22 protein-coding genes and 3 tRNA genes are annotated in these 26,403 nt (G+C 31.5%); 12 read left to right on the forward strand and 13 right to left on the reverse strand.

The genetic code is table 11. From position 1 onward, the window contains the following. The first annotated feature begins 87 nt into the window (after positions 1-87). The gene (gene hutH / locus ACVC5O_RS13295; RefSeq protein ID WP_452221975.1) at positions 88-1,614 is read left to right on the forward strand and encodes a histidine ammonia-lyase; all 1,527 of its coding nucleotides are present in this window, start codon (positions 88-90) and stop codon (positions 1,612-1,614) included. Between the two features lie 15 nt (positions 1,615-1,629). On the opposite strand, the gene ACVC5O_RS13300 is transcribed toward hutH, so the two are convergent. The 4 genes from ACVC5O_RS13300 to ACVC5O_RS13315 all read right to left on the reverse strand — a co-directional run bounded on the left by ACVC5O_RS13300 (position 1,630) and on the right by ACVC5O_RS13315 (position 5,551). Next, positions 1,630-2,019 carry a PLDc N-terminal domain-containing protein gene (locus ACVC5O_RS13300; protein ID WP_452221976.1) on the reverse strand — a complete coding sequence of 130 codons (390 nt, stop codon included), beginning with the start codon at positions 2,017-2,019 and terminating at the stop codon, positions 1,630-1,632. After that, positions 2,003-2,380, reverse strand: a complete 378-nt coding sequence (locus ACVC5O_RS13305; protein WP_452221977.1) for a hypothetical protein — start codon at positions 2,378-2,380, stop codon at positions 2,003-2,005. The genes ACVC5O_RS13300 and ACVC5O_RS13305 overlap by 17 nt, the downstream gene beginning before the upstream one ends. Positions 2,381-2,529: 149 nt before the next feature. After that, entirely contained in the window at positions 2,530-2,925 is a 396-nt protein-coding gene (locus ACVC5O_RS13310; RefSeq protein ID WP_452221978.1) for a hypothetical protein, read from the reverse strand. An 85-nt stretch (positions 2,926-3,010) separates the two neighbouring features. Further along, positions 3,011-5,551: an ATP-dependent Clp protease ATP-binding subunit gene (locus ACVC5O_RS13315; protein WP_452221979.1), complete on the reverse strand. Its 2,541-nt coding sequence runs from the start codon at positions 5,549-5,551 to the stop codon at positions 3,011-3,013. Between the two features lie 258 nt (positions 5,552-5,809). Here ACVC5O_RS13315 and gyrA point away from each other — a divergent pair, with 258 nt between their 5' ends. Both gyrA and ACVC5O_RS13325 read left to right on the forward strand, forming a co-directional pair. After that, the gene (gyrA, locus tag ACVC5O_RS13320; RefSeq protein ID WP_452221980.1) at positions 5,810-8,362 is read left to right on the forward strand and encodes a DNA gyrase subunit A; all 2,553 of its coding nucleotides are present in this window, start codon (positions 5,810-5,812) and stop codon (positions 8,360-8,362) included. 20 nt (positions 8,363-8,382) lie between these two features. Continuing rightward, a complete protein-coding gene (locus ACVC5O_RS13325; RefSeq protein ID WP_452221981.1) occupies positions 8,383-9,615 on the forward strand; it encodes a tetratricopeptide repeat protein in 1,233 nt (410 codons plus the stop codon). A gap of 54 nt (positions 9,616-9,669) precedes the next feature. On the opposite strand, the gene ACVC5O_RS13330 is transcribed toward ACVC5O_RS13325, so the two are convergent. Both ACVC5O_RS13330 and ACVC5O_RS13335 read right to left on the reverse strand, forming a co-directional pair. Beyond that, a complete protein-coding gene (locus ACVC5O_RS13330) occupies positions 9,670-10,419 on the reverse strand; it encodes a C40 family peptidase (RefSeq protein WP_452221982.1) in 750 nt (249 codons plus the stop codon). Positions 10,420-10,506: 87 nt separating this feature from the next. Beyond that, positions 10,507-11,685: an acetyl-CoA C-acyltransferase gene (locus tag ACVC5O_RS13335; protein ID WP_452221983.1), complete on the reverse strand. Its 1,179-nt coding sequence runs from the start codon at positions 11,683-11,685 to the stop codon at positions 10,507-10,509. A 151-nt stretch (positions 11,686-11,836) separates the two neighbouring features. Between ACVC5O_RS13335 and ACVC5O_RS13340 the strand changes: the two genes are divergently transcribed. The 8 genes from ACVC5O_RS13340 to pdeM all read left to right on the forward strand — a co-directional run bounded on the left by ACVC5O_RS13340 (position 11,837) and on the right by pdeM (position 20,109). Then, entirely contained in the window at positions 11,837-13,879 is a 2,043-nt protein-coding gene (locus ACVC5O_RS13340; RefSeq protein WP_452221984.1) for an HD family phosphohydrolase, read from the forward strand. A 90-nt stretch (positions 13,880-13,969) separates the two neighbouring features. Next, positions 13,970-14,058, forward strand: a tRNA-Ser gene (locus tag ACVC5O_RS13345). 34 nt (positions 14,059-14,092) lie between these two features. Further along, positions 14,093-14,167, forward strand: a tRNA-Pro gene (locus tag ACVC5O_RS13350). A gap of 14 nt (positions 14,168-14,181) precedes the next feature. Beyond that, positions 14,182-14,255: transfer RNA gene (locus ACVC5O_RS13355), tRNA-Arg, on the forward strand. Positions 14,256-14,393: 138 nt separating this feature from the next. Further along, positions 14,394-15,419 carry a ligase-associated DNA damage response exonuclease gene (locus ACVC5O_RS13360; protein ID WP_452221985.1) on the forward strand — a complete coding sequence of 342 codons (1,026 nt, stop codon included), beginning with the start codon at positions 14,394-14,396 and terminating at the stop codon, positions 15,417-15,419. Beyond that, positions 15,416-17,002, forward strand: coding sequence for an ATP-dependent DNA ligase (locus ACVC5O_RS13365; RefSeq protein WP_452221986.1), 1,587 nt, complete (start codon positions 15,416-15,418; stop codon positions 17,000-17,002). The genes ACVC5O_RS13360 and ACVC5O_RS13365 overlap by 4 nt, the downstream gene beginning before the upstream one ends. Next, a complete protein-coding gene (locus ACVC5O_RS13370; protein ID WP_452221987.1) occupies positions 17,003-19,459 on the forward strand; it encodes a ligase-associated DNA damage response DEXH box helicase in 2,457 nt (818 codons plus the stop codon). It begins immediately after the preceding gene. Further along, positions 19,459-20,109, forward strand: a complete 651-nt coding sequence (gene pdeM, locus ACVC5O_RS13375) for a ligase-associated DNA damage response endonuclease PdeM (protein ID WP_452221988.1) — start codon at positions 19,459-19,461, stop codon at positions 20,107-20,109. The genes ACVC5O_RS13370 and pdeM overlap by 1 nt, the downstream gene beginning before the upstream one ends. Here the strand turns inward: pdeM and ACVC5O_RS13380 are convergent. Further along, complete coding sequence (locus tag ACVC5O_RS13380; protein ID WP_452221989.1) at positions 20,106-20,627, reverse strand: DUF421 domain-containing protein; 522 nt, start codon at positions 20,625-20,627, stop codon at positions 20,106-20,108. The two genes, pdeM and ACVC5O_RS13380, sit on opposite strands and share 4 nt — an antisense overlap. Before the next feature lie 311 nt (positions 20,628-20,938). Here ACVC5O_RS13380 and ACVC5O_RS13385 point away from each other — a divergent pair, with 311 nt between their 5' ends. Beyond that, complete coding sequence (locus ACVC5O_RS13385; protein ID WP_452221990.1) at positions 20,939-21,358, forward strand: hypothetical protein; 420 nt, start codon at positions 20,939-20,941, stop codon at positions 21,356-21,358. Positions 21,359-21,406: 48 nt separating this feature from the next. Here ACVC5O_RS13385 and ACVC5O_RS13390 read toward each other — a convergent pair whose 3' ends face one another. From ACVC5O_RS13390 to ACVC5O_RS13415, 6 genes are all read right to left on the reverse strand, one after another. After that, positions 21,407-22,603, reverse strand: coding sequence for a THUMP-like domain-containing protein (locus tag ACVC5O_RS13390; RefSeq protein WP_452221991.1), 1,197 nt, complete (start codon positions 22,601-22,603; stop codon positions 21,407-21,409). Next, the gene (locus ACVC5O_RS13395; RefSeq protein WP_452221992.1) at positions 22,596-23,690 is read right to left on the reverse strand and encodes an AI-2E family transporter; all 1,095 of its coding nucleotides are present in this window, start codon (positions 23,688-23,690) and stop codon (positions 22,596-22,598) included. Before ACVC5O_RS13395 ends, ACVC5O_RS13390 begins: the two co-directional genes overlap by 8 nt. Before the next feature lie 30 nt (positions 23,691-23,720). Further along, the gene (locus tag ACVC5O_RS13400) at positions 23,721-24,221 is read right to left on the reverse strand and encodes a TrmH family RNA methyltransferase (protein WP_452221993.1); all 501 of its coding nucleotides are present in this window, start codon (positions 24,219-24,221) and stop codon (positions 23,721-23,723) included. 107 nt (positions 24,222-24,328) lie between these two features. Beyond that, complete coding sequence (locus tag ACVC5O_RS13405) at positions 24,329-24,970, reverse strand: DUF4159 domain-containing protein (protein WP_452221994.1); 642 nt, start codon at positions 24,968-24,970, stop codon at positions 24,329-24,331. Positions 24,971-24,987: 17 nt separating this feature from the next. Then, positions 24,988-25,698 (reverse strand): 16S rRNA (uracil(1498)-N(3))-methyltransferase, encoded by a 711-nt coding sequence (locus tag ACVC5O_RS13410; RefSeq protein WP_452221995.1) that lies wholly within the window; start codon positions 25,696-25,698, stop codon positions 24,988-24,990. After that, on the reverse strand, positions 25,699-26,331 hold the full coding sequence (locus ACVC5O_RS13415) for a peptidylprolyl isomerase (protein WP_452221996.1): 633 nt from the start codon (positions 26,329-26,331) through the stop codon (positions 25,699-25,701). Positions 26,332-26,403 lie beyond the last annotated feature (72 nt).

Here is a 26,403-nt window from a genome sequence, read left to right on the forward strand (position 1 = left end):
AGGTTTTAAAAAGAAAATTTATTAATTATTAATAAAAGTTGCATATTAATTTATGAATTTAGACTTTTGGAGTACTTAACAAACCACATGGACAACTATCATATAATTTCTACAGACACATTAGATATTGTAACTATTTATAATATTTTTAAAGACAATAAAAAGCTAAAACTATCTCAAGAAGCTATTAAAAAAATAGAAACTTGTAAACGCTATTTGGATAAAAAGTTAGACGAGGCCGAAAACCCTTTTTATGGAATTAATACAGGTTTTGGATCGTTATATAATGTAGAAATTTCCAAGAACGATTTAACAAAATTACAAGAAAATCTTGTGATGTCTCATGCTTGTGGTACAGGAGAGCGTGTGCCAGAAAGTATAGTAAAAGTGATGTTGCTTTTAAAAATACAATCGTTAAGTTATGGACATAGTGGTGTGCAACTAGCTACTGTAAACCGCTTAATAGATTTTTTTAATAATGATGTGTTTCCGTTTGTTTACACTCAAGGGTCACTTGGTGCTTCTGGAGATTTAGCACCTTTAGCGCATTTGGCTTTACCATTATTAGGTAAAGGTAAAGTAATACATAATAAAGAGGAAGTTAATGCAAATGCCATACTTAAAAAGTTTAATTGGCAACCAATACAATTAGAAGCGAAAGAAGGCTTAGCACTTTTAAATGGTACGCAATTTATGAGCGCTTATGGAGTGTATTTACTATTAATGTCGCACAAAACATCATATTTGGCAGATGTTATTGCCTGTATCTCTTTAGATGCTTTTGATGGCAGATTAGACCCTTTCCATGATTTAGTACATAAAGTACGTCCGCACGCTGGACAACGCAAAGTAGCAAGGCGTTTTAATGAATTTTTAAATGGAAGTGATTTAATTAATAGAGAAAAAGAACATGTACAAGATCCATATTCGTTTCGTTGTATTCCTCAAGTTCATGGCGCAACAAAAGATACTTTAGATTTTGTGCAGCACACTATTTTAACCGAAATTAATGCAGTTACCGATAATCCAAATATTTTTCCTGAAGAAGATTTAATTATTTCTGGCGGAAATTTTCATGGTCAACCCTTAGCCTTAGCCTTAGATTATTTAAAAATAGCAATGGCAGAAATAGGAAATATTTCTGAACGTAGAGTATTTCAATTAGTTTCAGGATTACGAGGATTGCCAGCATTTTTAGTCGATAATCCAGGATTAAATTCTGGCTTTATGATTCCGCAATACACTGCAGCAAGTATAGTAAGTGCCAATAAACAAATGGCTTCTCCTGCAAGTGTAGATAGTATTGTTTCTAGTAATGGACAAGAAGACCACGTAAGTATGGGAGCAAATGCAGCAACCCAAGCTTATACTTTAATAAGAAACGTTAATAGAGTACTTGCTATAGAATTAATGAATGCGTCGCAAGCTTTAGAATTTAGAAAACCTCTTAAAACCTCTCCGTTTTTAGAGTCTTTTTTAATGGAATATAGAAAACATGTTCCTTTCGCAACTAAAGATCGTGTGTTGCATGATGATATTGAAGCCTCTATTCAATTTTTAAATGATATAGATATTGAAATTGAAGAGCTTTTTTTAAATAATTATGGGATTTAAAACTGTAGTAAAACGTTAAGTTGTCTCTTCTTTTTTTAATAATGAATTATTTTTTTTATTCGGAATAATCTCAACAAAATAATAAACTATAGAGCCTACTGTAGAAGTAAATACCAAAATTAAACTCCACATTAATTTCTTATTGCTATCGTTAGCAGCATTATTGTTGGCATGTATTATATAATAAATCATAATACCAAGTGCAGACAAACCTCCTAAACCTATACATACAAAAAGTGCAATAAAAGTAGAGAAAAAGTGAACAGGAAACTCATTTTGGTTTTGTTGCTCTATATTTTGAAACGTTCCAACAAAGAACACAAAAAACAATATAAAATAAGCAATACAAAAGAGTAGTGGTAAGAAGGTTAAAATACCTAACCAGATTTTACGAGATGTTGACATGTTTTTCTATAGTTTTTTTAGACCAATTAATAGCACGTTCTAAAGTATTAAAAACAACAAAAGGTTTATTTAAAAACAGTTTTTCAAACAAAGCATTTTTTATTGATGCAAAATTAGAAGAAACTACAACAAAACCTAATAAATTATCTATGTTAGAAGTATTGGAGTAAATATTAGGATCTACTGAATACGAATTTATGCGATGCGTTATATAAACAAAGGGTTTATCTTTAAAATAATTAAGAATTACTTTTGTTTGATGATTACTGTTTGCTTGAGTTACAGTTTCTCCTTCAAATACTTTGCAAATCACAATGTTATCTTGAAAATTTAGCTCACAAAAACTTAAAAGTTTAATCATTATACTTATAATTAATAACTTTAAGTTACTAATTTAGAAAGTATTCATCATTATATAGAATAATGTAAAAGAAGAATTCAATAAAAAACTTTGTTTTACCGATATTCTGTATAGTAAATTGTTGGTTTGGTAATACTTATAAAATAAAGTTACTTAAATTTTAAAGCATTGGAATTTAATGTGTTTATCGTATCTTTTGTCCATTCCACAGCATCATCCAATTCATCAAAAATTTTAATAGGTTTTTTTAAAAAAATTTGTTCTACTTCTGCATTGTGTGCATGCGAAGTATTGTTAGACACAATAACAAAAGTATGAAGATTTTCTAAGAGCGAAGTAAGCTCGTAAACTCTAGGATCAATGGAATAAGAATTAATTCGATTAGTAATGTATATAAAAGGATTGTCCTTAAAATACTCAACTAGTATTTGAGTTATTTGCAGACTAACAGATTCGTTAATTAAAACACCTTCGTTAATTGTAATTATAGAATATCCTTCGTAAAAAACAAGTTCGCAAAAATCTAAAGTTATGCTGTGTTTCATGATTTAAAAATACAAATATTTTGCAGTAAAAAAGCTTCAGTATCCTAAAATAGTGAAGCTTAATTATTAGTTTAAATATAATAGTCTAAGACTCAGTAGGTTTTTCAGCTTTGTCTATTGTAATTTTTAATTCTCCTAAATCTTTATCCAAATCCATTTTAATAGTGTCGCCTTCTTTAAGGTTGGACGTTATAATTTCTTCAGCTAAAGCATCTTCAATATATTTTTGTATGGCACGATTTAAAGGTCGCGCTCCATATTGTTTATCAAAGCCTTTGTCTGCAATAAAATCTTTAGCAGATTTAGTTAATTTTAGGGTATATCCTAATCCTTTTATGCGTTTTAAAAGTCTTTCTAACTCAATGTCTATAATTAAGTTTATATGTTCTTTTTCTAAGGCGTTAAATACAACAACATCATCAATTCTATTTAAAAATTCTGGTGCAAACGATTTTTTAAGGGCGTTTTGAATTACACTACGAGCATTAGCATCTTCCTGCGATTTTTGCGAGGCTGTTCCAAAACCAATTCCTGTTCCAAAATCTTTTAATTTACGTGCTCCAATATTAGATGTCATTATAATAATGGTGTTTCTAAAATCGATTTTACGACCTAGAGAATCTGTTAAATACCCATCGTCTAATACTTGTAATAACATATTAAATACATCTGGATGCGCTTTTTCAATTTCGTCTAAAAGTACAACAGCATAAGGTTTACGTCTTACTTTTTCGGTTAATTGACCACCTTCTTCGTAACCTACATATCCTGGAGGTGCACCAACCAAACGAGAGATTGAGAATTTTTCCATGTATTCGCTCATGTCTATTCTTATAAGTGACTCTTCACTATCAAATAACTCGCGAGATAACACTTTGGCTAATTGCGTTTTACCAACTCCTGTTTGACCTAAAAATATAAACGACCCAATTGGCTTGTCTGGATCTTTAAGTCCTGCACGATTACGTTGTATAGCTTTAACCACTTTTGCTACTGCTTCGTCTTGACCAATAACTTTACCTTTAATAAGTTCTGGTAATTCTGCAAGTTTATTACTTTCGGTTTGTGCAATTCTGTTTACAGGTACACCTGTCATCATAGACACAACATCTGCAACATTATCTTCTGTAACAACCTCTCTGTGCTGTTTCGTTTCTTCTTCCCATTTTTCTTGAGCAATAGCTAAGTCTTTTTCTAAACGTTTTTCATCATCACGCAGTTTCGCAGCTTCTTCATATTTCTGTTTTTTTACCACAGAGTTTTTTGTTTCCTTAACTTCTTCAAGCTTTTTTTCAAGCTCTAAAATTTGTTTAGGCACTTCTATGTTTGTAATGTGAACACGAGAACCAGCTTCGTCTAAGGCATCAATTGCTTTGTCTGGTAAAAAGCGCTCTGTCATATATCTATTAGTTAATTTTACACACGCTTCAATAGCTTCGTCTGTATAATCAACATTATGGTGTTCTTCGTATTTTCCTTTTATATTATTAAGGATTTCAATAGTTTCTTCAACAGTAGTTGGCTCTACAATTACTTTTTGAAAACGACGTTCTAAAGCACCATCTTTCTCAATATATTGTCTGTATTCATCTAAAGTTGTGGCACCAATACATTGTATTTCGCCTCTTGCTAAAGCAGGTTTAAACATATTAGAAGCATCTAAGCTTCCTGTTGCTCCACCAGCTCCAACAATAGTGTGTATTTCGTCAATAAATAAAATAACATCGTCGTTTTTTTCAAGCTCGTTCATAACGGCTTTCATACGTTCTTCAAACTGTCCTCTGTATTTTGTACCTGCAACTAAGCTTGCTAAATCTAAAGTGACTACGCGTTTATTAAATAAAATACGAGACACTTTACGTTTAACAATTCTATTGGCTAAGCCTTCGGCAATTGCAGATTTACCAACACCTGGTTCACCAATTAATAAAGGGTTATTCTTTTTTCGACGTGATAAAATTTGAGATACGCGTTCTATTTCTTTTTCACGGCCAACAACAGGATCTAGTTTTCCCTCTTCTGCCATAGCAGTTAAATCGCGACCAAAATTATCTAAAACAGGAGTTTTAGATTTTTTGTTTCCTTTATTAGATGGTGAATTAAAAATGTCTTTAGAATTATCGTCTTTTTGAGGTGCATCGTCCTGAAATTCGGATTTTGGCTCCATAAAATTATCGTCGTTTGAAATCATAGATTTAAATTGTTCTTTTACATTATCGTAATCCACTCTAAGCTTATTTAAAAGCTTTGTTGTTGGATCATTTTCATTTCTAAGTACACATAATAATAAATGTGCAGTATTAATTGAGGTGCTTTGAAAGAGCTTTGCCTCTAAAAAAGTGGTTTTTAAGGCGCGTTCTGCTTGCCTTGTAAGGTGTAAATTCTTTTTTTCGTTAGAAGTTATAGTAATATTAGGATTAGCAGGACTTAAAATTTCGACTTTTCGTCTTAAATGATTTAAGTCTATATCTAGCGCATTAAGTATGTTAATTGCTTTACCATTACCATCTCTTAATAAACCTAACATTAAATGCTCTGTACCAATAAAATCATGGCCTAAGCGCAATGCTTCTTCTTTACTATACGCTATAACGTCTTTTACTCTTGGTGAAAAATTATCATCCATATATATCTTCTTTCTGCTTTAAAAATACTAAATCATATTAGCATAGGCAAAAACTATACCTTAAAATATGATAAGTATGCTAATAGACAAAAAATAGTTTATAAAATCAAAACATTTAACAAGAGAGTTATTAACGAAAAAGCAGTAGCAAATTGTTAATAAATATTACCAAAAAAAACGACATAAAGGCTTACCATTACTAATGAAAGTTTTATATTAGCGTGTTTTGAAAATTTAGAAATAAAAAAAAAATTATATATGGCAGAAGGAGAAAAAGTCATTCCAATTAACATTGAAGATGAAATGAAATCGGCTTACATAGATTATTCTATGTCAGTCATTGTGTCACGTGCTTTACCAGATGTAAGAGATGGTTTAAAACCAGTACATAGACGTGTACTTTATGGTATGCATGAACTGGGTGTTAGAGCCAATAGTGCGCACAAAAAATCTGCAAGAATAGTTGGTGAGGTTTTAGGTAAGTACCATCCTCATGGAGATACTTCGGTTTACGATGCAATGGTACGTATGGCTCAGGAATGGAGTTTACGTTACATGTTAGTAGATGGACAAGGTAACTTTGGGTCTGTAGATGGAGATAGTCCTGCAGCAATGCGTTATACAGAAGCGCGTATGCGTAAAATTTCTGAGGACATGTTGGCAGATATTGATAAAGAAACTGTAGATCATAAATTAAATTTTGATGATACTTTAGAAGAGCCAACCGTTTTACCAACACGTATTCCTGGTCTATTAGTAAATGGAGCCTCTGGTATTGCAGTAGGTATGGCAACAAATATGCCTCCTCACAATTTATCTGAAGTTGTTGATGGAACTATTGCCTATATCGAAAATAACGCTATTGAAATAGACGAGTTAATTACACACATTAAAGCACCAGACTTCCCAACAGGTGGAACTATATATGGTTATGATGGTGTAAAAGAAGCTTTTCAAACAGGTCGTGGCAGAATAGTAATGCGTGCAAATGCTAACATTGAAGAAGTACAGGGAAGAGAATGTATTATAGTTACAGAAATCCCTTATCAAGTTAACAAAGCAGACATGATTAAAAAGACTGCTGATTTGGTTAACGAAAAGAAAATGGATGGCATTGCAACTATTAGAGACGAGTCTGATAGAAACGGAATGCGAATAGTTTACGTTTTAAAACGTGATGCGATTCCTAATATCGTTCTTAATAAATTATATAAATATACTGCATTACAATCCTCTTTTAGTGTAAATAATATTGCATTAGTTAATGGAAGACCACAATTATTGAATCTTAAAGAATTGATTCATTATTTTGTAGAACACAGACACGAGGTTGTAGTAAGACGTACCACTTATGAGTTACGTAAAGCAGAAGAGCGTGCACACATATTAGAAGGTTTAATTATTGCATCAGATAATATTGATGAGGTTATTAAAATTATCAGAGCATCCTCTAATGCAGATGAAGCACGTAATAATTTAATTGAACGTTTTAAACTATCAGAAATACAAGCGAAAGCTATTGTAGAGATGCGTTTACGTCAATTAACAGGTTTAGAGCAAGATAAATTACGTTCTGAATACGAAGAGATAATGAAAACGATTGAAGACCTTAAAGACATTCTAGATAAAAAAGATAGAAGAATGGATATTATTAAGGAAGAGCTTCAAGTTGTTAAAGACAAATATGGAGATGAACGTCGATCTAAAATTGAATATGCAGGAGGTGATTTAAGTATTGAAGATATGATACCAAACGAGAAAGTAGTCATTACTATTTCTCATGCTGGTTATATTAAACGCACATCTTTAACAGAATACAAAACACAAAATAGAGGAGGAGTTGGGCAAAAAGCATCCACAACTCGAAACGAAGATTTCTTAGAGCATTTATTTGTAGGTACAAATCACCAATACATGTTATTCTTTACCCAAAAAGGAAAATGTTTCTGGATGCGTGTTTATGAAATTCCTGAAGGTAGTAAAACCTCTAAAGGTAGAGCAATACAAAACCTTATAAATATTGAGCAAGACGATAAAGTGATGGCATTTATTTGTACTCAAGATTTAAAAGATGAAGATTACATAAATAGTAACTATGTAATTATGGCAACTAAAAAAGGTCAAGTTAAAAAGACGTCTTTAGAGCAATATTCTCGTCCAAGAACCAATGGTATTAACGCCATTACTATTAAAGAAGGAGATGAATTGTTAGAAGCAAAACTAACCACAGGAGAAAGTCAAGTGATGTTAGCCTTAAAGTCTGGAAAAGCTATTCGTTTTGAAGAAGCTAAAACAAGACCAATGGGTAGAAATGCTTCTGGTGTTCGTGGTATTCGTCTTCAAGATGAAAAAACAGACGAAGTTATAGGTATGATTGCTGTGGACGATATGGAAAGTAACATCCTTGTAGTCTCTGAAAATGGATATGGAAAACGATCTAGTTTAGAAGACTATAGAGTGACCAATCGTGGTGGAAAAGGTGTAAAAACTATTTCTATTACAGAAAAAACTGGTAACTTAGTAGCAATAAAGAATGTAACAGATACAGATGATCTAATGATTATTAACAAGTCTGGAATTGCAATTCGTATGGCTGTAGAAGACTTAAGAGTTATGGGTAGAGCAACGCAAGGTGTTAAGCTTATAAATTTAAAAGGAAACGATTCTATTGCAGCAGTTGCAAAAGTAATGCAAGATGAAGACGAAGTAGAATTAGATGAAGATGGAAATATAATAATTCCTGAAACACCTACAAATACTGAAGAATCTGAGTCTGGCACAACTATTGATAATTCTGGAGAAGAAGAATAATAACAATTAAAAATAGTAAAATGAAAAAACAATTAATCCTAACATTTGCTTTATTAATAAGTGTAATCACTTTTGCTCAAAAAAAAGAAGTGAAAGCACTAGAAAAAGCAGTTAAAAATAATAACTATGCTGAAGCTAAAACTTTAGCTACTCAATTAGAAGGCATGGTTTCTCAAATGGATGATAAATTAAAAAATAAGTTTTTAATTAATAAGGCAAAAACTTTTTATGCTAATGGAGGAGGTGACATAGAAGATGTTGATGTTGCAATAAATACTTTATCTAATGTGGATGGTATGGAAGCAGAAGTTAAAGATTTAAAATCTAAAATGCAAAATAGTATTTTAGAAAAATCTAATAAACAATATACTTCTGGTGATTTCGAAAAAGCTTCAAAAGGTTTTGAGAGTTTATATAGAATAATGCCTAAAGACACTACATATTTATATTATGCAGCGTCAAGTGCTGTATCTGGTCAAGATTATGATACTGCATTAAAACATTATGAAAAACTTAATGAATTAGGTTATACAGGTATCGAAAAGCAGTATTACGCAACCAATGCTGAAGGCAAAGAAGAGGTTATGTCTAAAAGCCAAAGAGATATTTTTGTAAAATCAGGTACTTATACTAATCCTGGTGAACGTATTACTGAATCTAAGGCAGCTGAGATTATAAAAAATATTGCAATGATTTATATGACTCAAGGAAAAGATGACAAAGCTTTGGCAGCTATTAAAAAAGCCAGAAAATATGATTCTAAAAATGTTAATTTATTGACTAGCGAAGCCAATTTGTATTATAAATTAGGAGATGTAGAAAGCTATAAAGTTTTAATAGAGGAAGCTATTCAATTAGATCCTAATAATTCTGATTTGTTTTTTAATCTTGGAGTTTTAGCAAATGATTCTAATGATATCTCTAGAGCTAAAGAATATTATAAAAAAGCAATTAAGATTAACCCAGAAAATGTTAATGCATTAACAAATTTGGCTGCATTAATTTTAAGTCAAGAAAAAGCTATTGTAACTGAAATGAATAATCTAGGAAGCTCTGCTGCTGATAACGCAAAATATGACGCTTTAAAGTTAAAGCGTCAAGATATTTATACCGAAGCTATACCTTATTTAGAGTCTGTATTAGTTCTAAAACCTAATGATATTGATATTTTAAAAACACTTATGAGTATTTATAGCGCTAAAGGAGAAACAGATAAATACAAAGAATTAAAAGCTAAAGTAGAACAAATGTAATTATGTGGTTTATTATCACTAAAAAACCGTTACTAAAGTTAGTAACGGTTTTTTTTATATTATTTTTTTTATAACTCTAAGTTTATGAGTGTGCATTCGCCTTTCAGCATTATATATGCCAGTATGATCCAACCTATCTATTCTCACTTTTCCGTGAGCATGAATAATATAATTATCTTCCATAATAATACCTACATGCACAATATTACCTTCGCTATTATCAAAAAAAGCTAAATCTCCAGGCTCACTTTCCTCTATAAAACTTAACGCTTCACCTTGTGTAGCTTGTTGTGAAGCATCACGTAAAATAGTATATCCATTAAGTTTATAAACCATTTGTGTAAAACCAGAGCAATCAATACCAAAAGGTGTTTTTCCGCCCCAAAGATAAGGCGCGTTTAAGTATAAAAAAGCAGTATTTATTAAATTAGATTTTTTGTTTTTTTCAGTAGAAAAATTACCATCAAAAGAATGGCTTAAAATAGACAATGCGCTTAAGGACGAGCCTAAGGATATAGGATAAAGCTGATTGTCCTTATCTTGAACAAACTCAATTAAATCTGTAGAGAGTTTTATTTTTTGAGACTGAAGAGTATTGTATTCCTCTTCAGAAATCTCTACATATTGTTTGTTATCTATCCAACCTTCATAGTTATCGAAAGCTAACCGAATTCTACTCCAAGATTTTCTAACTTCTAAAATTTTAAAATGCTCTCCATACAATACCTGCGACACAAGTTCGCATGAGTCTGTAGGCTCAAAACGAAGCGAAACTATGCTTAAATTACAAATCCCGTATTGCATTAATAATGATAAAATTTATTTTTGATTAGTTAGGTTAGGAGTAAACACTATTAAGTGAAAATTGTAAACTGTTACTGAATACTTTATTTAACTTCTTTCAATAACAATTGCAGAAGCTCCACCTCCTCCGTTACAAATAGCAGCAGCTCCTAATTTTGCATCATTTTGTTCTAATACATTGATTAATGTAATTAAAATTCTAGCTCCAGAGCAACCTAACGGATGTCCAAGCGAAACCGCTCCACCATTAACGTTTACCTTAGAGTCGCTAAGGTTAAGAATTTTCATATTTGCTAAACCAACAACAGCAAAAGCTTCGTTAAATTCAAAAAAATCAACCTCTTCAAGTTTTATATTTGCTTTATCTAGTGCTTTTGGTAAAGCTTTTGCAGGAGCAGTTGTAAACCATTTTGGTTCGTGTGCAGCATCCGCATAACTTTTAATTATAGCTATAGGCTTTAAACCTAATTCATCAGCTTTTGTTCTACTCATTATAACTAGAGCAGCAGCACCATCGTTTATAGTAGAGGCATTAGCAGCAGTTACTGTACCATCTTTTGTAAAAGCTGGACGTAAAGCAGGAATTTTTTCCATTTTCACGTTCGTATATTCTTCATCTTTATTAATAACTAAAGCGTCACCACGTCGTTGAGGTACTTCTACAGGTACAACTTCATTATCAAACTTACCAGCATCCCAAGCAGCAGCAGATCTTTTGTAAGATTGTATTGCGTAAGCGTCTTGATCTTCTCTAGAAAAATTATATTCTGCAGCGCAAGCATCTGCACAAACACCCATTGCATTTTGATCGTAAACATCCACCAAGCCATCTTTTTGCATACCATCTTCCATTTTTGCAGGTCCAAATTTTGTTGCAGATCTTGCATAAAAATAGTGAGGTATTAAACTCATGTTTTCCATTCCTCCTGCAACAACAATATCTGTATCTCCAGCAGCAATACTTTGAGCAGCCATCATTACTGTTTTCATCCCAGAAGCACACACTTTATTAACAGTTGTACAAGGAACAGTATCAGGAATTCCGGCAAAAATAGCAGCTTGTCTTGCAGGAGCTTGACCTGTACCTGCTTGTACCACATTACCCATTAAAACTTCTTCAACAAGTTCTGGTTTAAGATTAATTTTATCTAAAGCACCTTTAATCGCTATAGCTCCTAATTTTGGAGCAGGAATAGTTGATAAAGCACCTAAAAAACTTCCTATTGGTGTTCTCGCAGCTGAGACAATGACTACTTCTTTATTCATTTTTAATGATTTTAATTTTCGAATCACGAAATTAATGATTTTTATGTAAAAACGAGAAATATAAGCGTAATATAACTAGTATTAAAACATTAATATTTTTTACTTTTGAAAAAAGCCTTAGACTTTAAATAATTTAATAGTTCCATAATTAATGAAAGATTTTATAAATACTTTATTTAGAAACCACTCTCTAATCTATAAAGTATTATTGTTTATCGCTACAACTTTCATAATTGTATATTTATTTCCTAAAAGTGGACGTTTTAAATATGATTTTCAAAAAGGTAAACCTTGGCAATCCGAAACTTTATTAGCACCTTTTGATTTTGCAATTAAGAAATCTGCTGAAGAAATTAAAGCTGAAGAAACTCAAATACGAAAAGAAGCATTACAATACTTTAATATTAAGACTGAAATTTTTAAAAGTGTAAGCGATAAATTTGATGCGCTTTTAACATCCTCTTTACCAGATTCTATAAGTACTAGAAAACAAAAAGAATTAAGTGATTTAGGAACTAAAATATTGGAGTCAATCTATTCAAATGGGTTGTTAGATTCTGATTACGGTTTTAGCCCTGAAACGCAAGTAGTTTTGCTAGAAAACAATTCAGAAAAGAAGATTGTAACCTATTCGGAATTAACGCAACAAGATGAAATATCAAAAATAGTTAATCAAAATTCTAATGAAGATTTTGCTAATGCAAAGGTAGTAACTGCAATACTTTATGATGCACTTGAGGCTAATTTAAGTTATAATAAAACATTCTCTGAAAAAGTTTTAGAAGAAGAGCTCAAAAAAATAGCGTATGTAAGGGGAAGTATAGAAAAAGATCAATTAATTATATCCAAAGGAGAAGTTGTTGAAGGCGAAAAATACGATATTTTAAAATCACTAGAGCAGGAGTATGAGTCGCAAGTTTGGAATCAAGCAAATTATAATCTAGTAGTAATTGCATACACTGTTTTAGTTGCATTAGCATTATTAATGCTTTTGCTCTTTCTTAGAAAATATAGATTAGAAGTTTTTGATAATAACACTAAAGTTACATTTATATTCTTCAATGTGTTTTTGATGATATTTATAACAATACTAGTGGTAAATTATAATTCCAAATATGTATATGTTGTTCCTATTTGTATTCTTCCGTTAGTTTTAAAAGCTTTTTTTGATGCAAGACTAGGACTCTTCACTCATGTTATTACTGTTTTACTTTTAGGATTTATTGTTCCTAATAGCTATGAGTATATGTTTCTTCAAATTATCGCAGGAATAGTAACTATTTTAACAGTCTCTGAACTTTATAAGCGTGCAAACCTCTTTATTTCTGTTGGACAAATAACATTAATTTATATCATCTCTTATTTTGCTTTTTTTGTAATTCATGAAGGAAGCATTATAGCCTTGGAGTGGAAAACCTTCGGATTATTTATTCTTTGTGGATTAGCTACTTTATTTGTTCAACCACTTATTTATGTCTATGAAAAAATATTTGGTTTGGTTTCCGATGTTTCTTTATTAGAATTATCAGACACCAATTCTAAACTTTTAAAAGAATTATCAAACACAGCACCAGGCACGTTTCATCATTCACTAAATGTAGCAAATCTTGCAGAAGCAGTAGCTAACGAAATAGGAGCAAATACGATGTTGGTTAGAGTTGGAGCATTGTATCATGATATTGGTAAGATGAAAAACCCAACCTACTTTACAGAAAATCAATCTAATGGTATAAATCCGCATGACGAATTATCTCCTAAAGAAAGTGCTAAAATTATAATAGATCATACCTTCGATGGTATTGAAATTGCAAAAAAAAATAATTTACCAGATCGTGTTATAGACTTTATCCGTACACACCATGGCACCAGTAAAGTCTATTATTTTTATATGAAAGCTAAAGCCATAGATGAAGAGGTTAGCGAAGACGATTTTGCGTATCCTGGCCCAATGCCATTTAGTAAAGAAACAGCAATTTTAATGATGTGTGATAGTGTGGAAGCGGCATCAAAAAGCTTAAAAGAACCTACATCAACTAAAATTGATACTTTTGTTGAAACAATTATAACAAAACAAATGGAGAGTGGCCAATTTTTAAATGCAAACATAACTTTTAGAGAAATTGAATCTATAAAAAAAGTGCTAAAACGCAAGCTTGCAAATATTTACCATTTAAGAATTGAGTACCCAGAATAAAAAATTAAAAAAGTAAATAAATTTGTTGCTTAATTTAGGATGTTATGTTACATTTGCATCCGCAATTTATTGCAAAGTTCATTAATAATCGGAGAGGTGCCTGAGTGGCCGAAAGGAGCGGTTTGCTAAATCGTCGTAGGTGGAAACACTTACCCAGGGTTCGAATCCCTGTCTCTCCGCAATTTTTTCAAATTAATTTTTGATAACCATTTTCGGGGTGTAGCGTAGCCCGGTTATCGCGCCACGTTTGGGACGTGGAGGCCGCAGGTTCGAATCCTGCCACCCCGACTTTTTTGAGTTAAGGGCTCTTAGCTCAGCTGGATAGAGCACCTCCCTTCTAAGGAGGCGGTCGAAGGTTCGAATCCTTCAGGGCTCACTTAAAGCTTCACTATATTTAGTGAAGCTTTTTTGTTTCTACCATTATTTTTAAGCAATTGCATTATAAATTTATGTTATAAAGTTAAATTGTATATTTCCTAATCCTTAACTTTATAAGCATTCAAAATTTTAATTATTGAAACTTATAAAATTCACTAAAAAAGGGATTTACTGTATTCCTGGAAAATTCTATTTAGATCCTTGGCTACCTGTTGATTATGCTATAATTTCTCATGGACACGCAGATCATTCGCGTTGGGGAAATAAGCACTACTTATGTCATGACGACTCTAAAGCCATTTTAAAACACCGCTTAGGTGCTGATATTTCTATTGAAAGTATGGGATACAATCAACCAAAAACTATTAATGGTGTGAATGTTACTTTTTTTCCTGCAGGTCATATTATTGGCTCTGCACAAATTCGACTTGAATATAAAGGCTATACTATTGTGTTTTCTGGAGACTATAAAACCCAACCGGATTTAATCTCAACACCTTTCGAATCGGTTAAATGCAATGAGTTTATTACCGAAAGTACCTTTGGGCTTCCTATCTATAACTGGAAAAGTGAAGCTAATCTACAAGAAGAACTTCAAAATTGGGTCACTCAAAATAAAAAAAACAATAGAACAAGCGTTTTTATAGGCTATTCTTTAGGAAAAGCACAACGCATTATGTCGTTAATTGATGGAATGGATAATATCTACGTGCATAGAGCTATACATAATTTAAATACAGCAATAGCTTCATCTGGTATAAAATTACCAGACACACAATTGATTGCTAATGATTTCGATAAAAAAACTATTCAAAATAAAATAGTAATTCTACCTCCTGCATTATTAGGTTCTAAACTCCTAAAACGTGTTCCTAATGCTTCAACAGCTATATGTTCTGGTTGGATGCACATTAGAGGAAATAGACGATGGAAAGGTGTAGATGCTGGATTTGCAGTTAGTGATCATGCAGATTGGAAGGGTTTACTTGATGCTGTTAGAGCAACAGAAGCCGAAAAAGTATATGTAACTCATGGCTCGCAAGCTACATTTTCAAAATATCTTAATGAAATCGGAATCTATTCCGAAGAATTAAGAACCGAATATGGCGAAGAAGAATTAAATAGAGAAGCTAGTACAATTGAAAAAGAAATTGAAGTATGAAAAATTTCTCAACATTAATTAGTGCTATAGAAATCACAAATAAAACTAATGCGAAAATTGAAGCTTTAGTGCATTATTTTAAAACTGCACCAGATAAAGATAAACTTTGGGTTATAGCCTTATTTACTGGGAAAAGACCATCTCGACCAGTAAAATCTACTTTACTTAAACAATGGTGTATGGAAATCACTAATTTACCAGAATGGTTATTTTTAGAAAGTTATAGTACTGTTGGAGATTTAGGAGAAACATTAGCGTTATTATTACCAAATACAGAGCAAAAAATTGAAAAACCTCTACATCTTTGGATGTCAGAGCTTAAAGCTTTAAAAGCTAAATCAGACATTGAAAAAAAAGACTATGTACTAGAAGCGTGGAATGGTTTGGGTACTCAAGAGCGTTTAATTTTTAATAAGTTAATAGGAGGGAGTTTTAGAATTGGTGTCTCTAAAAAAACATTGGTTAATGCTTTGGCTAAGCTTTCTGGCATTGATGCCAATCAATTAATGCATAGTATAATTGGTAATTGGACAGTAGATTCCATTGCATTTGAGGAGTTACTTACAGGACAACATATAAACTATGATAATTCTAAACCCTATCCATTTTTCTTGGCTTATGCTTTGGATAAAGATTTAAATGAATTAGGAAATACAAACGAATGGCAAGTAGAGTATAAGTGGGATGGTATTAGAGGTCAAATAGTAAAACGTAATGATGAAATTTACATTTGGTCGCGTGGCGAAGAGCTGGTAACTACTCAATTCCCAGAGCTTGTTGACGCTATTTCCCAACTTAAAGGTGACTTTGTTATCGATGGCGAAATATTAGCAATTAAAGACAGTACAGTATTGCTATTTAATGATTTGCAAAAGCGTTTAAACAGGAAAAATGTAACTAAAAAATTATTGACAGATGTGCCTGTTGGCTTTTATGTTTATGATTTATTAGAAATAAATGGCGAAGATATTCGTAATCTGGGCATGCAACAAAGAAGGGAAAAACTAGAACAACTTTTTAAGTTTAATAAAAATGAATTACTTAAGCTTTCTAAAATTATACAATTTAATAATTGGAACGAATTAGATGTATTAAGAAATTCGGCTAGACGTTTTAATAGTGAAGGTTTAATGCTGAAACAGAAAGCCTCTCCATATCATGTTGGTCGTAAAAAAGGAGATTGGTGGAAATGGAAAGTCGATCCGCTAACCATTGATGCTGTTATGATTTATGCACAAAAAGGTAGTGGAAGACGAAGCTCTAAATACACAGATTATACCTTTGCAGTTAAAAAGGACAATACATTAGTAACTGTAGCTAAAGCGTACTCTGGTTTAACTGATAAAGAAATTACAGAAGTTTCGCGTTGGGTAACAAAAAATGCTACCGAAAAATTTGGACCTGTTCGTACAGTAAAACCAGAATTAGTGTTTGAAATTGCTTTTGAAGGTATTGCAGTTAGTAATCGCCATAAAAGTGGAGTAGCCTTACGTTTCCCAAGAATTAAGCGATGGAGAAGAGATAAAACCGCAGACGAAATAGATACTATAGAATCTGTTAAAGCCTTAATAGAAGCACAATAAATGAGCACATTTAAACATACTGAAGGCTATAAAATAATTGAAAACTGGATGGCAGATAAAAATCAGCAACCCTTTAGCTTTCAGTCCCAAACTTGGGAACGTTACAGCAATAATTATAGTGGTGTTGTAGTTGCTCCAACTGGTTTTGGTAAAACGTTTTCTGTTTTTATTGCAGTAGTTATTGATTATTTAAACCAACCCAAACACTATAAAAAAGGATTAAAGTTAATTTGGGTAAGTCCACTGCGTTCTCTTGCAAAGGATTTGGCTAAAGCAATGACTGTAGCTGTTAATGAGATTGGCTTGGATTGGACAGTAGAAGTTCGAAATGGAGATACACCTCAAAAAGACAGAAGACGTCAGGAACGTTTAATGCCTGATGTTTTATTAACAACTCCAGAAACTTTACACTTATTATTCTCACAAAAAAATAATTCCAGATGGTTTAAAACTCTAAATTGTGTGGCTGTGGACGAGTGGCACGAATTACTAGGATCAAAACGAGGTGTACTTACAGAATTGGCCATAACACGTTTAAAAGTCTTATCGCCTAAATTAAGAATTTGGGGAATAACAGCCACCATTGGAAATTTAGAAGACGCTAAAAACGTTTTAATACCATACAAAGGTGTTAAAACCACAATGATAAAAGCTAAAGAGAAAAAGAAAATTGATATTATATCTGTGTTACCAGATGTTGTAGAAGAGTTGCCATGGGCTGGACATTTAGGTAAATCTATGAGTTCTAAAATTGTACCAATAATTTATGAGAATAATACCACGCTAATTTTTACAAATACACGTAATCAAAGCGAATTGTGGTATCAAATTATTTTAGAAGAAGCACCAGATTTGGCAGGACAAATTGCTATCCACCATGGTTCTATAGATAAAGCACAGCGCAATTGGATTGAGGACGCTATTTCTAACGGCTTACTAAAAGCAGTAGTATGCACTTCGTCACTAGACTTAGGTGTCGATTTTAAACCTGTAGATTGTGTAATACAAATAGGTTCTGTAAAAGGAATCGCACGTTTTATGCAACGAGCAGGTCGAAGTGGTCATTCTCCTTACGAGCGCTCAAAAATATATTTTGTGCCAACACACTCCTTACAACTTATTGAGGTTGCAGCTGTTAAGGAAGCGGTTAAACAAAACGAAATTGAAGCCAGATATCCAATGGTATTAACTTACGATGTGTTGGTTCAGTTTTTAGTTACTTTAGCTGTTGGAGAAGGTTTTAAAGCCGAAGACACCTTCAATTTAATTAGAAATACGCACGCATTTTTATATCTTACAGAAGATGATTTTAATTGGGCCATCCATTTTATAACCCAAGGAGGAAATACATTAAAAGCTTACGAAGAATTTCATAAAGTTGTTTTAGACGACGATGGTATTTATAGAGTAAAGAGCAGAAGAATATCCATGTTACATCGCATGAACATTGGAGTTATTGTAAGCGAATCCATGCTTTTAGTTAAATTCTTTCCAGGAGGATATATTGGTAGAATTGAAGAGTTTTTTATTTCCAAACTAAAAAAAGGAGATGCTTTTGTTTTAGCAGGAAGAGTTTTAGAGCTCAAACAAATAAAAGATATGACTGCTTTGGTAAAATTAAGCAAATCTAAAAAAGCAATTACGCCAAGTTGGCTAGGAGGAAGACTTCCGTTAACCTCTTATTTAACCCATTTTTTAAGATTAAAACTAAGCGATGCTTTAACGCCAAATAATAGAGAAAAAGAACTAAAATTTTTACATCCTCTTCTTTACAGACAAGACGATTATTCTCATATTCCTAAAGCCAATGAGTTTTTAGTTGAATTAATTGAAACAAAAGAAGGACATCATTTATACATGTATCCTTTTGAAGGTCGCATAGTGAATGAAATCATTGCCTCTTTAATGGCCTATCGTATTAGTAAATTAAAACCATTAACGTTTACAATTGCAATGAATGATTATGGATTTGAACTACTTAGTGACCAAAAATTACCTTTAAATGAAGCCTCTATTCACGATATTCTTTCAAAAGAAAACTTAATGGAAGATGTTACAGCCAGTATTAATGCAAGTGAAATGGCATCTCGTAAATTTAGAGATATTGCTGTAGTTGCTGGTTTGGTGGTACAAACACAACCTGGAACACGAAAAAACAGCAAAAGTTTGCAGTCTTCTTCTGGATTAATTTTTAGAGTTTTGGATGAGTATGAACCACAAAATTTATTGCTAAAACAAGCCTATACAGAAGTATTTAATCAGGAATTAGAAGAAGTGCGATTAAGAGCTGCATTTGAGCGTATTTCTAAAAGTAAAATTGTAATTAAACACGCAAAATCGTTTACACCATTAAGTTTTCCGTTAAAAGTAGATAGCTTAAGAGGAACAATGACTAACGAAGATTTAACAAAACGTATTGAGCGCATTCAAAAACAAGTTTATAAATTTGATGACTAATGAAAATAATCACTAAATCTATAGTTTGTAATTCAGAAACATTTACACTCACCAACCAACGCGTATTATTTTGGGACGCTAAAAAAGCGTTAATCCTTAGTGATTTACATATTGGAAAATCGGCACATTTTAGAAAACATGGTATTCCAATCTCCTCACAAGTACTAGATGATGATTTAGAGCGATTACAACTTTTAATTAATCATTTTAATGCCGAAACATTGATTATTGTTGGCGATTTGTTTCATGCGGAATACAATACAGAGTTAGAAACGTTTAAAAATTGGCTGAAAAAATTCCCTAATTTAAAGTTGCAGTTAATTATTGGAAATCATGATAAGCTAAATAGAGACGTTTACGAGGCTTTTAATATTAAAATTTATAAACCTTCACTTACTATTGAAACTATAAATTTTGTACATAATAAATTAGAAAATTCTGAAGAGAACTTCACTATTTCCGGACACACACATCCTGGTGTTTATATTAACGGAAAGGGGAAACAACGCATAAAATTACCTTGTTTTCAGGTTACAGAGTTTCAATTAGTTTTACCAGCTTTTAGTCTGTTTACTGGTCTTAATACTAGGAGTTGTCCAGATAATTGTACGCAATACGCTTTTACAGATTCTGGCATATTTATGATTTAACGCTCTACATTTTTTAATAGCCAATCTTCGAGTTTTTCATTTTTATCAGTACTGTGTAAAACCGCAATATCTCCAGTGGCTTCCATAACCACAGCACGTACTTGAGATAACTCTAAAACGTTAGCTTCTCTTAATTTAGAACGTAAATCATCTTCTGTTACACGAACTTTCTTGAGGTTTTTATGTAGTATTTCTTGTTGGTCCATTAAAAGTAATGGCGAATTATCTACAATTTTTTCAATAAAACCAAATCGTCTTAAATAGGCCATACCTAATTGTAAACAATAGGTAATGGCTATACCAACTATGCCATCTTGTAAACTTACAGATTTAGAGACAATGGTGGTCGCGATTATAGAACCAATTGCAACTGTCATTGCGAAATCGAAACTAGACATTTTAGAGAAGCTACGTTTACCAGCAATACGAGTGCAAATAATAGTCGCAATATAAATCCCAACTGCTGTTAAAATAATTGATAAAAAACCATCTGTACTAAACTTAAACCATTGATTCATAATTTGTTTTTTTCAAATCTAATAGTAAACTCTGGTTTTTATTAGCGTAATAACTACAAAAAATAACTCATTACCAACTTCAACTTTAATACAAACAATAAACTTTAATTATTACAGGTTCTTATTTTTTTACAGAAAATTAATACTAGTTTTACAATTCCTTTTTCCATTAATTATTAAGTATTTCTTACACGAAAATGTATTTTAACTCATAAATATGCATTTTGTAGATATTAATTAATATATTTGCATTGTAAATTATTATCCTACAATTCAATTGTACATTTGCACTCCCAAATAAAATTTAAATAATGAAACACCTACTTAAATTAATAGCTATTGCTATTATTACTCTATCATTTACAAGTTGTACTGTAGAATCTTTGGACAACGAAATAGTAGAGCAAAGCTCTTTAACAGATACAGAAGCTTTAAACTCTACTTGTGTTAACACCAATCCTCAAGCACGTTTAATAAATAATGGAACATTACCATTTCATTTTAAAGTATTAAATAATGTGACTTTAATTAGTTCAGATTTAGCCGTTATGCCTGGAACAACAACAAATTGGCGTTCGTTTTCAGATGGATATGTTTTACTTTTAGTAGAGAGTACAGATCCTAATATACCTGGTAATAAAATTGAACTTAACATGAGTTCATGTAGTGAAATAGAGATTATAGTTGATTCTAATAATGAAATAGTTGAAACGTCGCCAACAGATTTATAATACGTTAGTTGGTATAGATTACAATAGCCTTTACAAATTTTGTAGAGGCTATTTTTTTGCTTTCTTAGTGCTAATTACAATTGTAATATTGTTAATGTCTCTAGTAAAAAACAGATAAGTATCGCTACCATCTTTAAGAGATAGTTTTTTTCTAATTTGAGATACTGTTTCAGGAAAATTACGTGTAGTCACATTGGCTTTTTCTATATTAAACTCGCGTTTAAATCGTTTTTTATTATACTCAGCAACTTTTTCAATTTTAAATCTTCGGCCAGGAAATTCAATTAAGGTATCGCTAGTATATAAATGCGAATGTTTATGTAGTTTATAAATGTTTAATTTTGTTGCAATTGTATTAAATGCTCCTGTTTTTAAAATGGCTGCATTAGGCTCATATAAATAGGTGAGTGGCTTGCTAAAATCAGGTTGATTAGAACTTTCTTCATGTAATTGAAATTCAAAATGTTCTTCCGTTTCCTTTTTTATATTAACTGTTTTAATGGTAATTGATTCATTATAATCGCGTTGTAACTCAAAAAGTAATTCTTTAACGTCGTTATTTACAGCTACGCTATATATTGTTTTAACATTAGATAATTCATTTATGGCTGCGCTTATATCTAATAAAGGCGATGTTTTAATTAGTATATGCTCGGCATATTTAAAAAACAAGCCTAAATACTTAGGAACATTTGGAAGGCAATCTTTTAATAAAAATACTTTCTCTTTACTATCATCTCTTCGAGAAGGATCTATATAAAGCCAATCGAAAGGTGTATTGATTGTTTTTAACGCTTCAATGCCATCACTAGCTATACAAGTTATGTTACTAATGTTGAGTTGCTTAAAATTATGCGCTACTATTTTAGATAAAGTTGGATTAATCTCGCAATGCGTAACCTTTTCAATGTGTTTTGAAAAATAGAAACTATCAACACCAAAACCTCCTGTAAGATCTATTAAACTTTTACCACTTACTAAATTGGCTTTAAATTTTGCTGTAATTTCTGAAGAGGTTTGTTCAATATTAAGCTTGTTTGGATAGTAAATATGTTTTGCAGAAAACCAGGTTGGCAACTTCTTTTTGCTTTTGTTTTTAGCCTCAATTTGCTCTATAATTGCTTTAGTTTCAGTTGAAGTAAATGGTATTCCTTTTAATAATAATTGGGTGATATCAGAATTTAAATTATTATTTATAAATTCCTGTTTTTCAGGAGATAATATAAAATCATCTAATTTAATCATTTAAACTTTCTGTTAATTTATTAACCACACGATATTCAGACAAAAACTCTTTAGCAATAACTTTTAGTGCAGTATATAATGGTATGGCTACAATAAGACCAACAATACCAAAAAGCAATCCAATTATTATGATAACTAAGAAAATTTCCAATGGATGCGATTTTACACTTTTTGAAAAAATAAAGGGCTGACTGAAAAAATTATCGACTAACTGCGCGATTAAAAAGCCAATCATTACATAAATGGTTTTTGGTAAAATGACGTCGCTAAAGCTTTCTCCAAGATTACTAGACATACTTAATAAAACGAGTAAAAAAGCACTTATAATTGGTCCAACATAAGGAATAACATTTAAAAGCGCACAAAGTGTTGCAATAATTACGGCATTTTCGATACCAAATATGAGTAAAACTACAGAGTAAATTACAAACAAAATAACGAGTTGTAGCAGTAAACCTCCAAAGTATCTAGAGAGTAAATCTCTTATGGTTTGAAACGATTTTCTTAATCGCGCTTCATGCTTTTTAGGTAAGATAGTTAGTATGCTATTGCTAAATAATTTGCTGTCTTTTAAGAAAAAGAATAATATAAACAGAACAGAAAACAAACCAATGCTAAAGCTTCCGAAGCCACTAATTACAGTGTTTAAAAAGTTTGGTATAATCCCGAAATCTATTTTAGACATTATTTTAGAATCCTTTATAGACTCTTCTACATCGTTTTGTGCAAGACCAAAATGGCTTATGGCTTCTTTATAAAGTCTTTCTACATTTTCTTGTAATAAATTAATATCTAATAACGATAAATTTTGTCCTTGCTCTATAATTAAAGGAATAAATAAGCTAATAATACCAAAAATAATAGCTAAAAATAGAAGCATAGTTACGATTACTGCAAGGGTATCATGAAATTTGAATTTTCGTTTTAAAAACAATACTATTGGACGTCCTAAAAGCGAAAATATACCAGCAATCACCAAATAAACGATAACAGATTGGATTTTATATAAAAACCATAATAGTAAAACTACACCAACTATAATGGCTAATGCTCTTAATATTCCGTTTGAAATTGCTTTTGAGTTCATGAAGTAAATATAGAAATTTGTAGCTTTGGTTTATAAAAGTTGTTTAGTTATTTCATATAACGCTATAGTTGTGGCTTGTACAACATTCATACTGCTATTTTGTCCATACATATTAATGTGATTAATGGTGTCTGAACATTGCAAAATAGCTTCAGAAACACCAAAATTTTCATCTCCAATAACTATTGCTATTGGTTGTTGCGTTGTAAATATCTCGTTTTGAAGCGATTTACTTTCAGATGTAATTTCGAGAGCTATTATTAAATACCCTTCAGTTTTTAATTGTTTTACTATGTCTAAAGCCTTTAGTTTTATTTCGTAATCCACAACTTTTTCAGTAGCACGAGAGGTTTTAGTCATTCTTCTACCTAATGAAATGTACTCACCACAAAAATAAATTTTTTCCACTCCAAAAGCATCTGCAGTCCTAAACAAACTCCCAATATTTGGCGCATTAGATATGTTTTCGCAAACTATAGTAATTGGAAATTTTTGTTTTTTAAATGGTGTATTGTAGTGGTTAAGTTGCATTTTTAGTATTCAATATAAATGGCTCAACTTTTAGTGATTTTGAAGCATGTGGCATTGTATCGAGAAGTGTTTTAAATAAAGTTATTTCCAAGTACAAAATAGCACGATTAATTTTCAAAAGCATATTTAATGATATTTGCTCCCATTTTTAAAGCTTTCTGGCGCACTTCTTCTGGGTCGTTATGCACTTCTGCATCTTCCCAACCATCTCCTAAATCACTTTCAAAAGTAAAAAGAACTACTAAACGTTCTTTGTAAAATAAGCCAAAAGCTTGTGGTCTTTTTCCATCGTGCTCATGAATTTTTGGCAAGCCTTTTGGGAATGAAAATGCAGTGTTAAACAATTTGTGATTTGCTGGTAACTCTACTAATTCCTGATTTGGAAATACTTTTTTTAATTCTTTAGTAATATAAGGTTGCATCCCATAATTATCGTCAATATGAAGAAAACCACCAGACTCCAAATAAGTACGTAGGTTTTCTGCTTCGTTGTCGCTAAAAAATACGTTTCCATGACCTGTCATGTGCAAAAAAGGATATTGAAAAATATCTATGCTTCCAACTTCAACTTGGTCTGGTTTCTCTTTTATTTTTGTATTTATATTTGCATTACAAAACGCAATAAGGTTTGGCAATGCTGTTGGGTTTGAGTACCAATCTCCACCACCATTATATTTTAATATGGCGAGGTCTTGCGAAAACGATACCACTGTAAATAGTGAGAATAAAAGAGAGATTGATAATTTCATTTTAAGTTACAGTTCTATTAAATAGTTTCATTTACAAAAGCTACAGCATGACATGCAACAATAGCAGCTGTCTCAGTTCGTAATCTTGTGTTTCCCAAAGTTACAGGAATAAAATGATGTTGTAGTGCTGTTTCGATTTCTTTAACAGAAAAATCGCCTTCAGGACCAATTAAAATTGTAATGTCTTTATTGGGTTGTATCTCTTTTTTAAGTGATTTTCGGTTAGTATCTTCGCAATGCGCAATAAATAAATCACCAGAAATATCTTGTGCAATAAAGTCTTTAAAAGCAATAGTAGCGTTAAGTTTTGGCAAATAATTACTTAGTGATTGCTTCATCGCAGACTGTATTATTTTCTCAAAGCGTTCTGGTTTAATAGTTTTGCGCTCACTATGATCGCAAATAATAGGAGTGATGCTCTCTACACCAATTTCTGTAGCTTTTTCTAAAAACCACTCGTATCTGTCATTCATTTTTGTTGGAGCAACAGCTAAGTGTAATTTGTAAGGTTTTGGTTGCTCAAAAGTAGATTTTTCAATACAAACAGTGCATTTTTTAGCGTCTGCAATAGTAATTTTTGCAGTAAACAACCAGCCATTACCATTGGTGATTTGTAAAAGGTCATTTTCTTGTTTACGTAACACCTTAACTATATGCTTACTTTCGTCTTTATTAAAAGTAAACTGTTTAGTATCCTCAGCTATATTTGGTGTATAAAATAATTGCATCTATTTTTTATCTACAATTTTTAAAACTTTAATCTCTTTAATTTCTTGTATTCTGTGGGTTTTTACAATAATGTAAGAGGCATCATTTTCAGGGATTCTTACAGTATATATATCATCGACATTGTGTGTTAAATCAAAAGCTTCGTTTTCGATTTCTACTGGTAAACTTCCTTCTTGTAGCCAACCAGAATCACCTCCAGATTTAGCATTTTTAGCCATAGAATAGCGTCTGGCTAAATCGTTAAAAGATTTTCCTTTTTTATATTTATTAAAAATTTGATTTTTATAATTACTTATGGTTTGTGCATCTAGTCTAGTGCCATCAAAGTAAATGTAACTAATTCTATAGTGAGGTAGTTTACTGCTTTCGGTAATTTTGTAATACGTTTTTGCACGTTCTCCCTTTTTAACAATTGTGGATCCAACAGGAGCAGTGAGTAGCTCTTTTGCTAATTTAGTTTTGTGCTTTTCTTCGTTAAAGATTAATAGTTTATTGTCTTTGGAGCTATTGGTTTCTAAATATGCTTCTGCTTGTGCAGCATCTTCGATTAATGCAATCTCTTTTTTAACAGAGTTTTGAGCGTTTAAAAAAATTGTTGCAAAAAGAAATAGTAGGAATGTAGATTTTGGCATTTTTAAATAGTTTTTGTGTTAATTGACAAAAAAAAGCAAATTAAGAGTAGGTTTTAATTCAATTGAATAAGA

Source organism: Lacinutrix salivirga, from assembly GCF_053604675.1.

Bases quoted from the DNA above. Each gene is read 5' to 3' on its own strand.
- ACVC5O_RS13400 (WP_452221993.1), bottom strand. From the start codon at position 24,221: ATGCAACTTAACCACTACAATACACCATTTAAAAAACAAAAATTTCCA.
- ACVC5O_RS13340 (WP_452221984.1), top strand. From the start codon at position 11,837: ATGAAAGATTTTATAAATACTTTATTTAGAAACCACTCTCTAATCTAT.
- ACVC5O_RS13385 (WP_452221990.1), top strand. From the start codon at position 20,939: ATGAAACACCTACTTAAATTAATAGCTATTGCTATTATTACTCTATCA.
- ACVC5O_RS13315 (WP_452221979.1), bottom strand. From the start codon at position 5,551: ATGGATGATAATTTTTCACCAAGAGTAAAAGACGTTATAGCGTATAGT.
- ACVC5O_RS13370 (WP_452221987.1), top strand. From the start codon at position 17,003: ATGAGCACATTTAAACATACTGAAGGCTATAAAATAATTGAAAACTGG.
- ACVC5O_RS13325 (WP_452221981.1), top strand. From the start codon at position 8,383: ATGAAAAAACAATTAATCCTAACATTTGCTTTATTAATAAGTGTAATC.
- gyrA (WP_452221980.1), top strand. From the start codon at position 5,810: ATGGCAGAAGGAGAAAAAGTCATTCCAATTAACATTGAAGATGAAATG.
- ACVC5O_RS13410 (WP_452221995.1), bottom strand. From the start codon at position 25,698: ATGCAATTATTTTATACACCAAATATAGCTGAGGATACTAAACAGTTT.
- ACVC5O_RS13335 (WP_452221983.1), bottom strand. From the start codon at position 11,685: ATGAATAAAGAAGTAGTCATTGTCTCAGCTGCGAGAACACCAATAGGA.
- ACVC5O_RS13305 (WP_452221977.1), bottom strand. From the start codon at position 2,380: ATGATTAAACTTTTAAGTTTTTGTGAGCTAAATTTTCAAGATAACATT.
- ACVC5O_RS13395 (WP_452221992.1), bottom strand. From the start codon at position 23,690: ATGAACTCAAAAGCAATTTCAAACGGAATATTAAGAGCATTAGCCATT.
- pdeM (WP_452221988.1), top strand. From the start codon at position 19,459: ATGAAAATAATCACTAAATCTATAGTTTGTAATTCAGAAACATTTACA.
- ACVC5O_RS13300 (WP_452221976.1), bottom strand. From the start codon at position 2,019: ATGTCAACATCTCGTAAAATCTGGTTAGGTATTTTAACCTTCTTACCA.
- hutH (WP_452221975.1), top strand. From the start codon at position 88: ATGGACAACTATCATATAATTTCTACAGACACATTAGATATTGTAACT.
- ACVC5O_RS13390 (WP_452221991.1), bottom strand. From the start codon at position 22,603: ATGATTAAATTAGATGATTTTATATTATCTCCTGAAAAACAGGAATTT.
- ACVC5O_RS13380 (WP_452221989.1), bottom strand. From the start codon at position 20,627: ATGAATCAATGGTTTAAGTTTAGTACAGATGGTTTTTTATCAATTATT.
- ACVC5O_RS13405 (WP_452221994.1), bottom strand. From the start codon at position 24,970: ATGAAATTATCAATCTCTCTTTTATTCTCACTATTTACAGTGGTATCG.
- ACVC5O_RS13330 (WP_452221982.1), bottom strand. From the start codon at position 10,419: ATGCAATACGGGATTTGTAATTTAAGCATAGTTTCGCTTCGTTTTGAG.
- ACVC5O_RS13365 (WP_452221986.1), top strand. From the start codon at position 15,416: ATGAAAAATTTCTCAACATTAATTAGTGCTATAGAAATCACAAATAAA.
- ACVC5O_RS13415 (WP_452221996.1), bottom strand. From the start codon at position 26,331: ATGCCAAAATCTACATTCCTACTATTTCTTTTTGCAACAATTTTTTTA.
- ACVC5O_RS13310 (WP_452221978.1), bottom strand. From the start codon at position 2,925: ATGAAACACAGCATAACTTTAGATTTTTGCGAACTTGTTTTTTACGAA.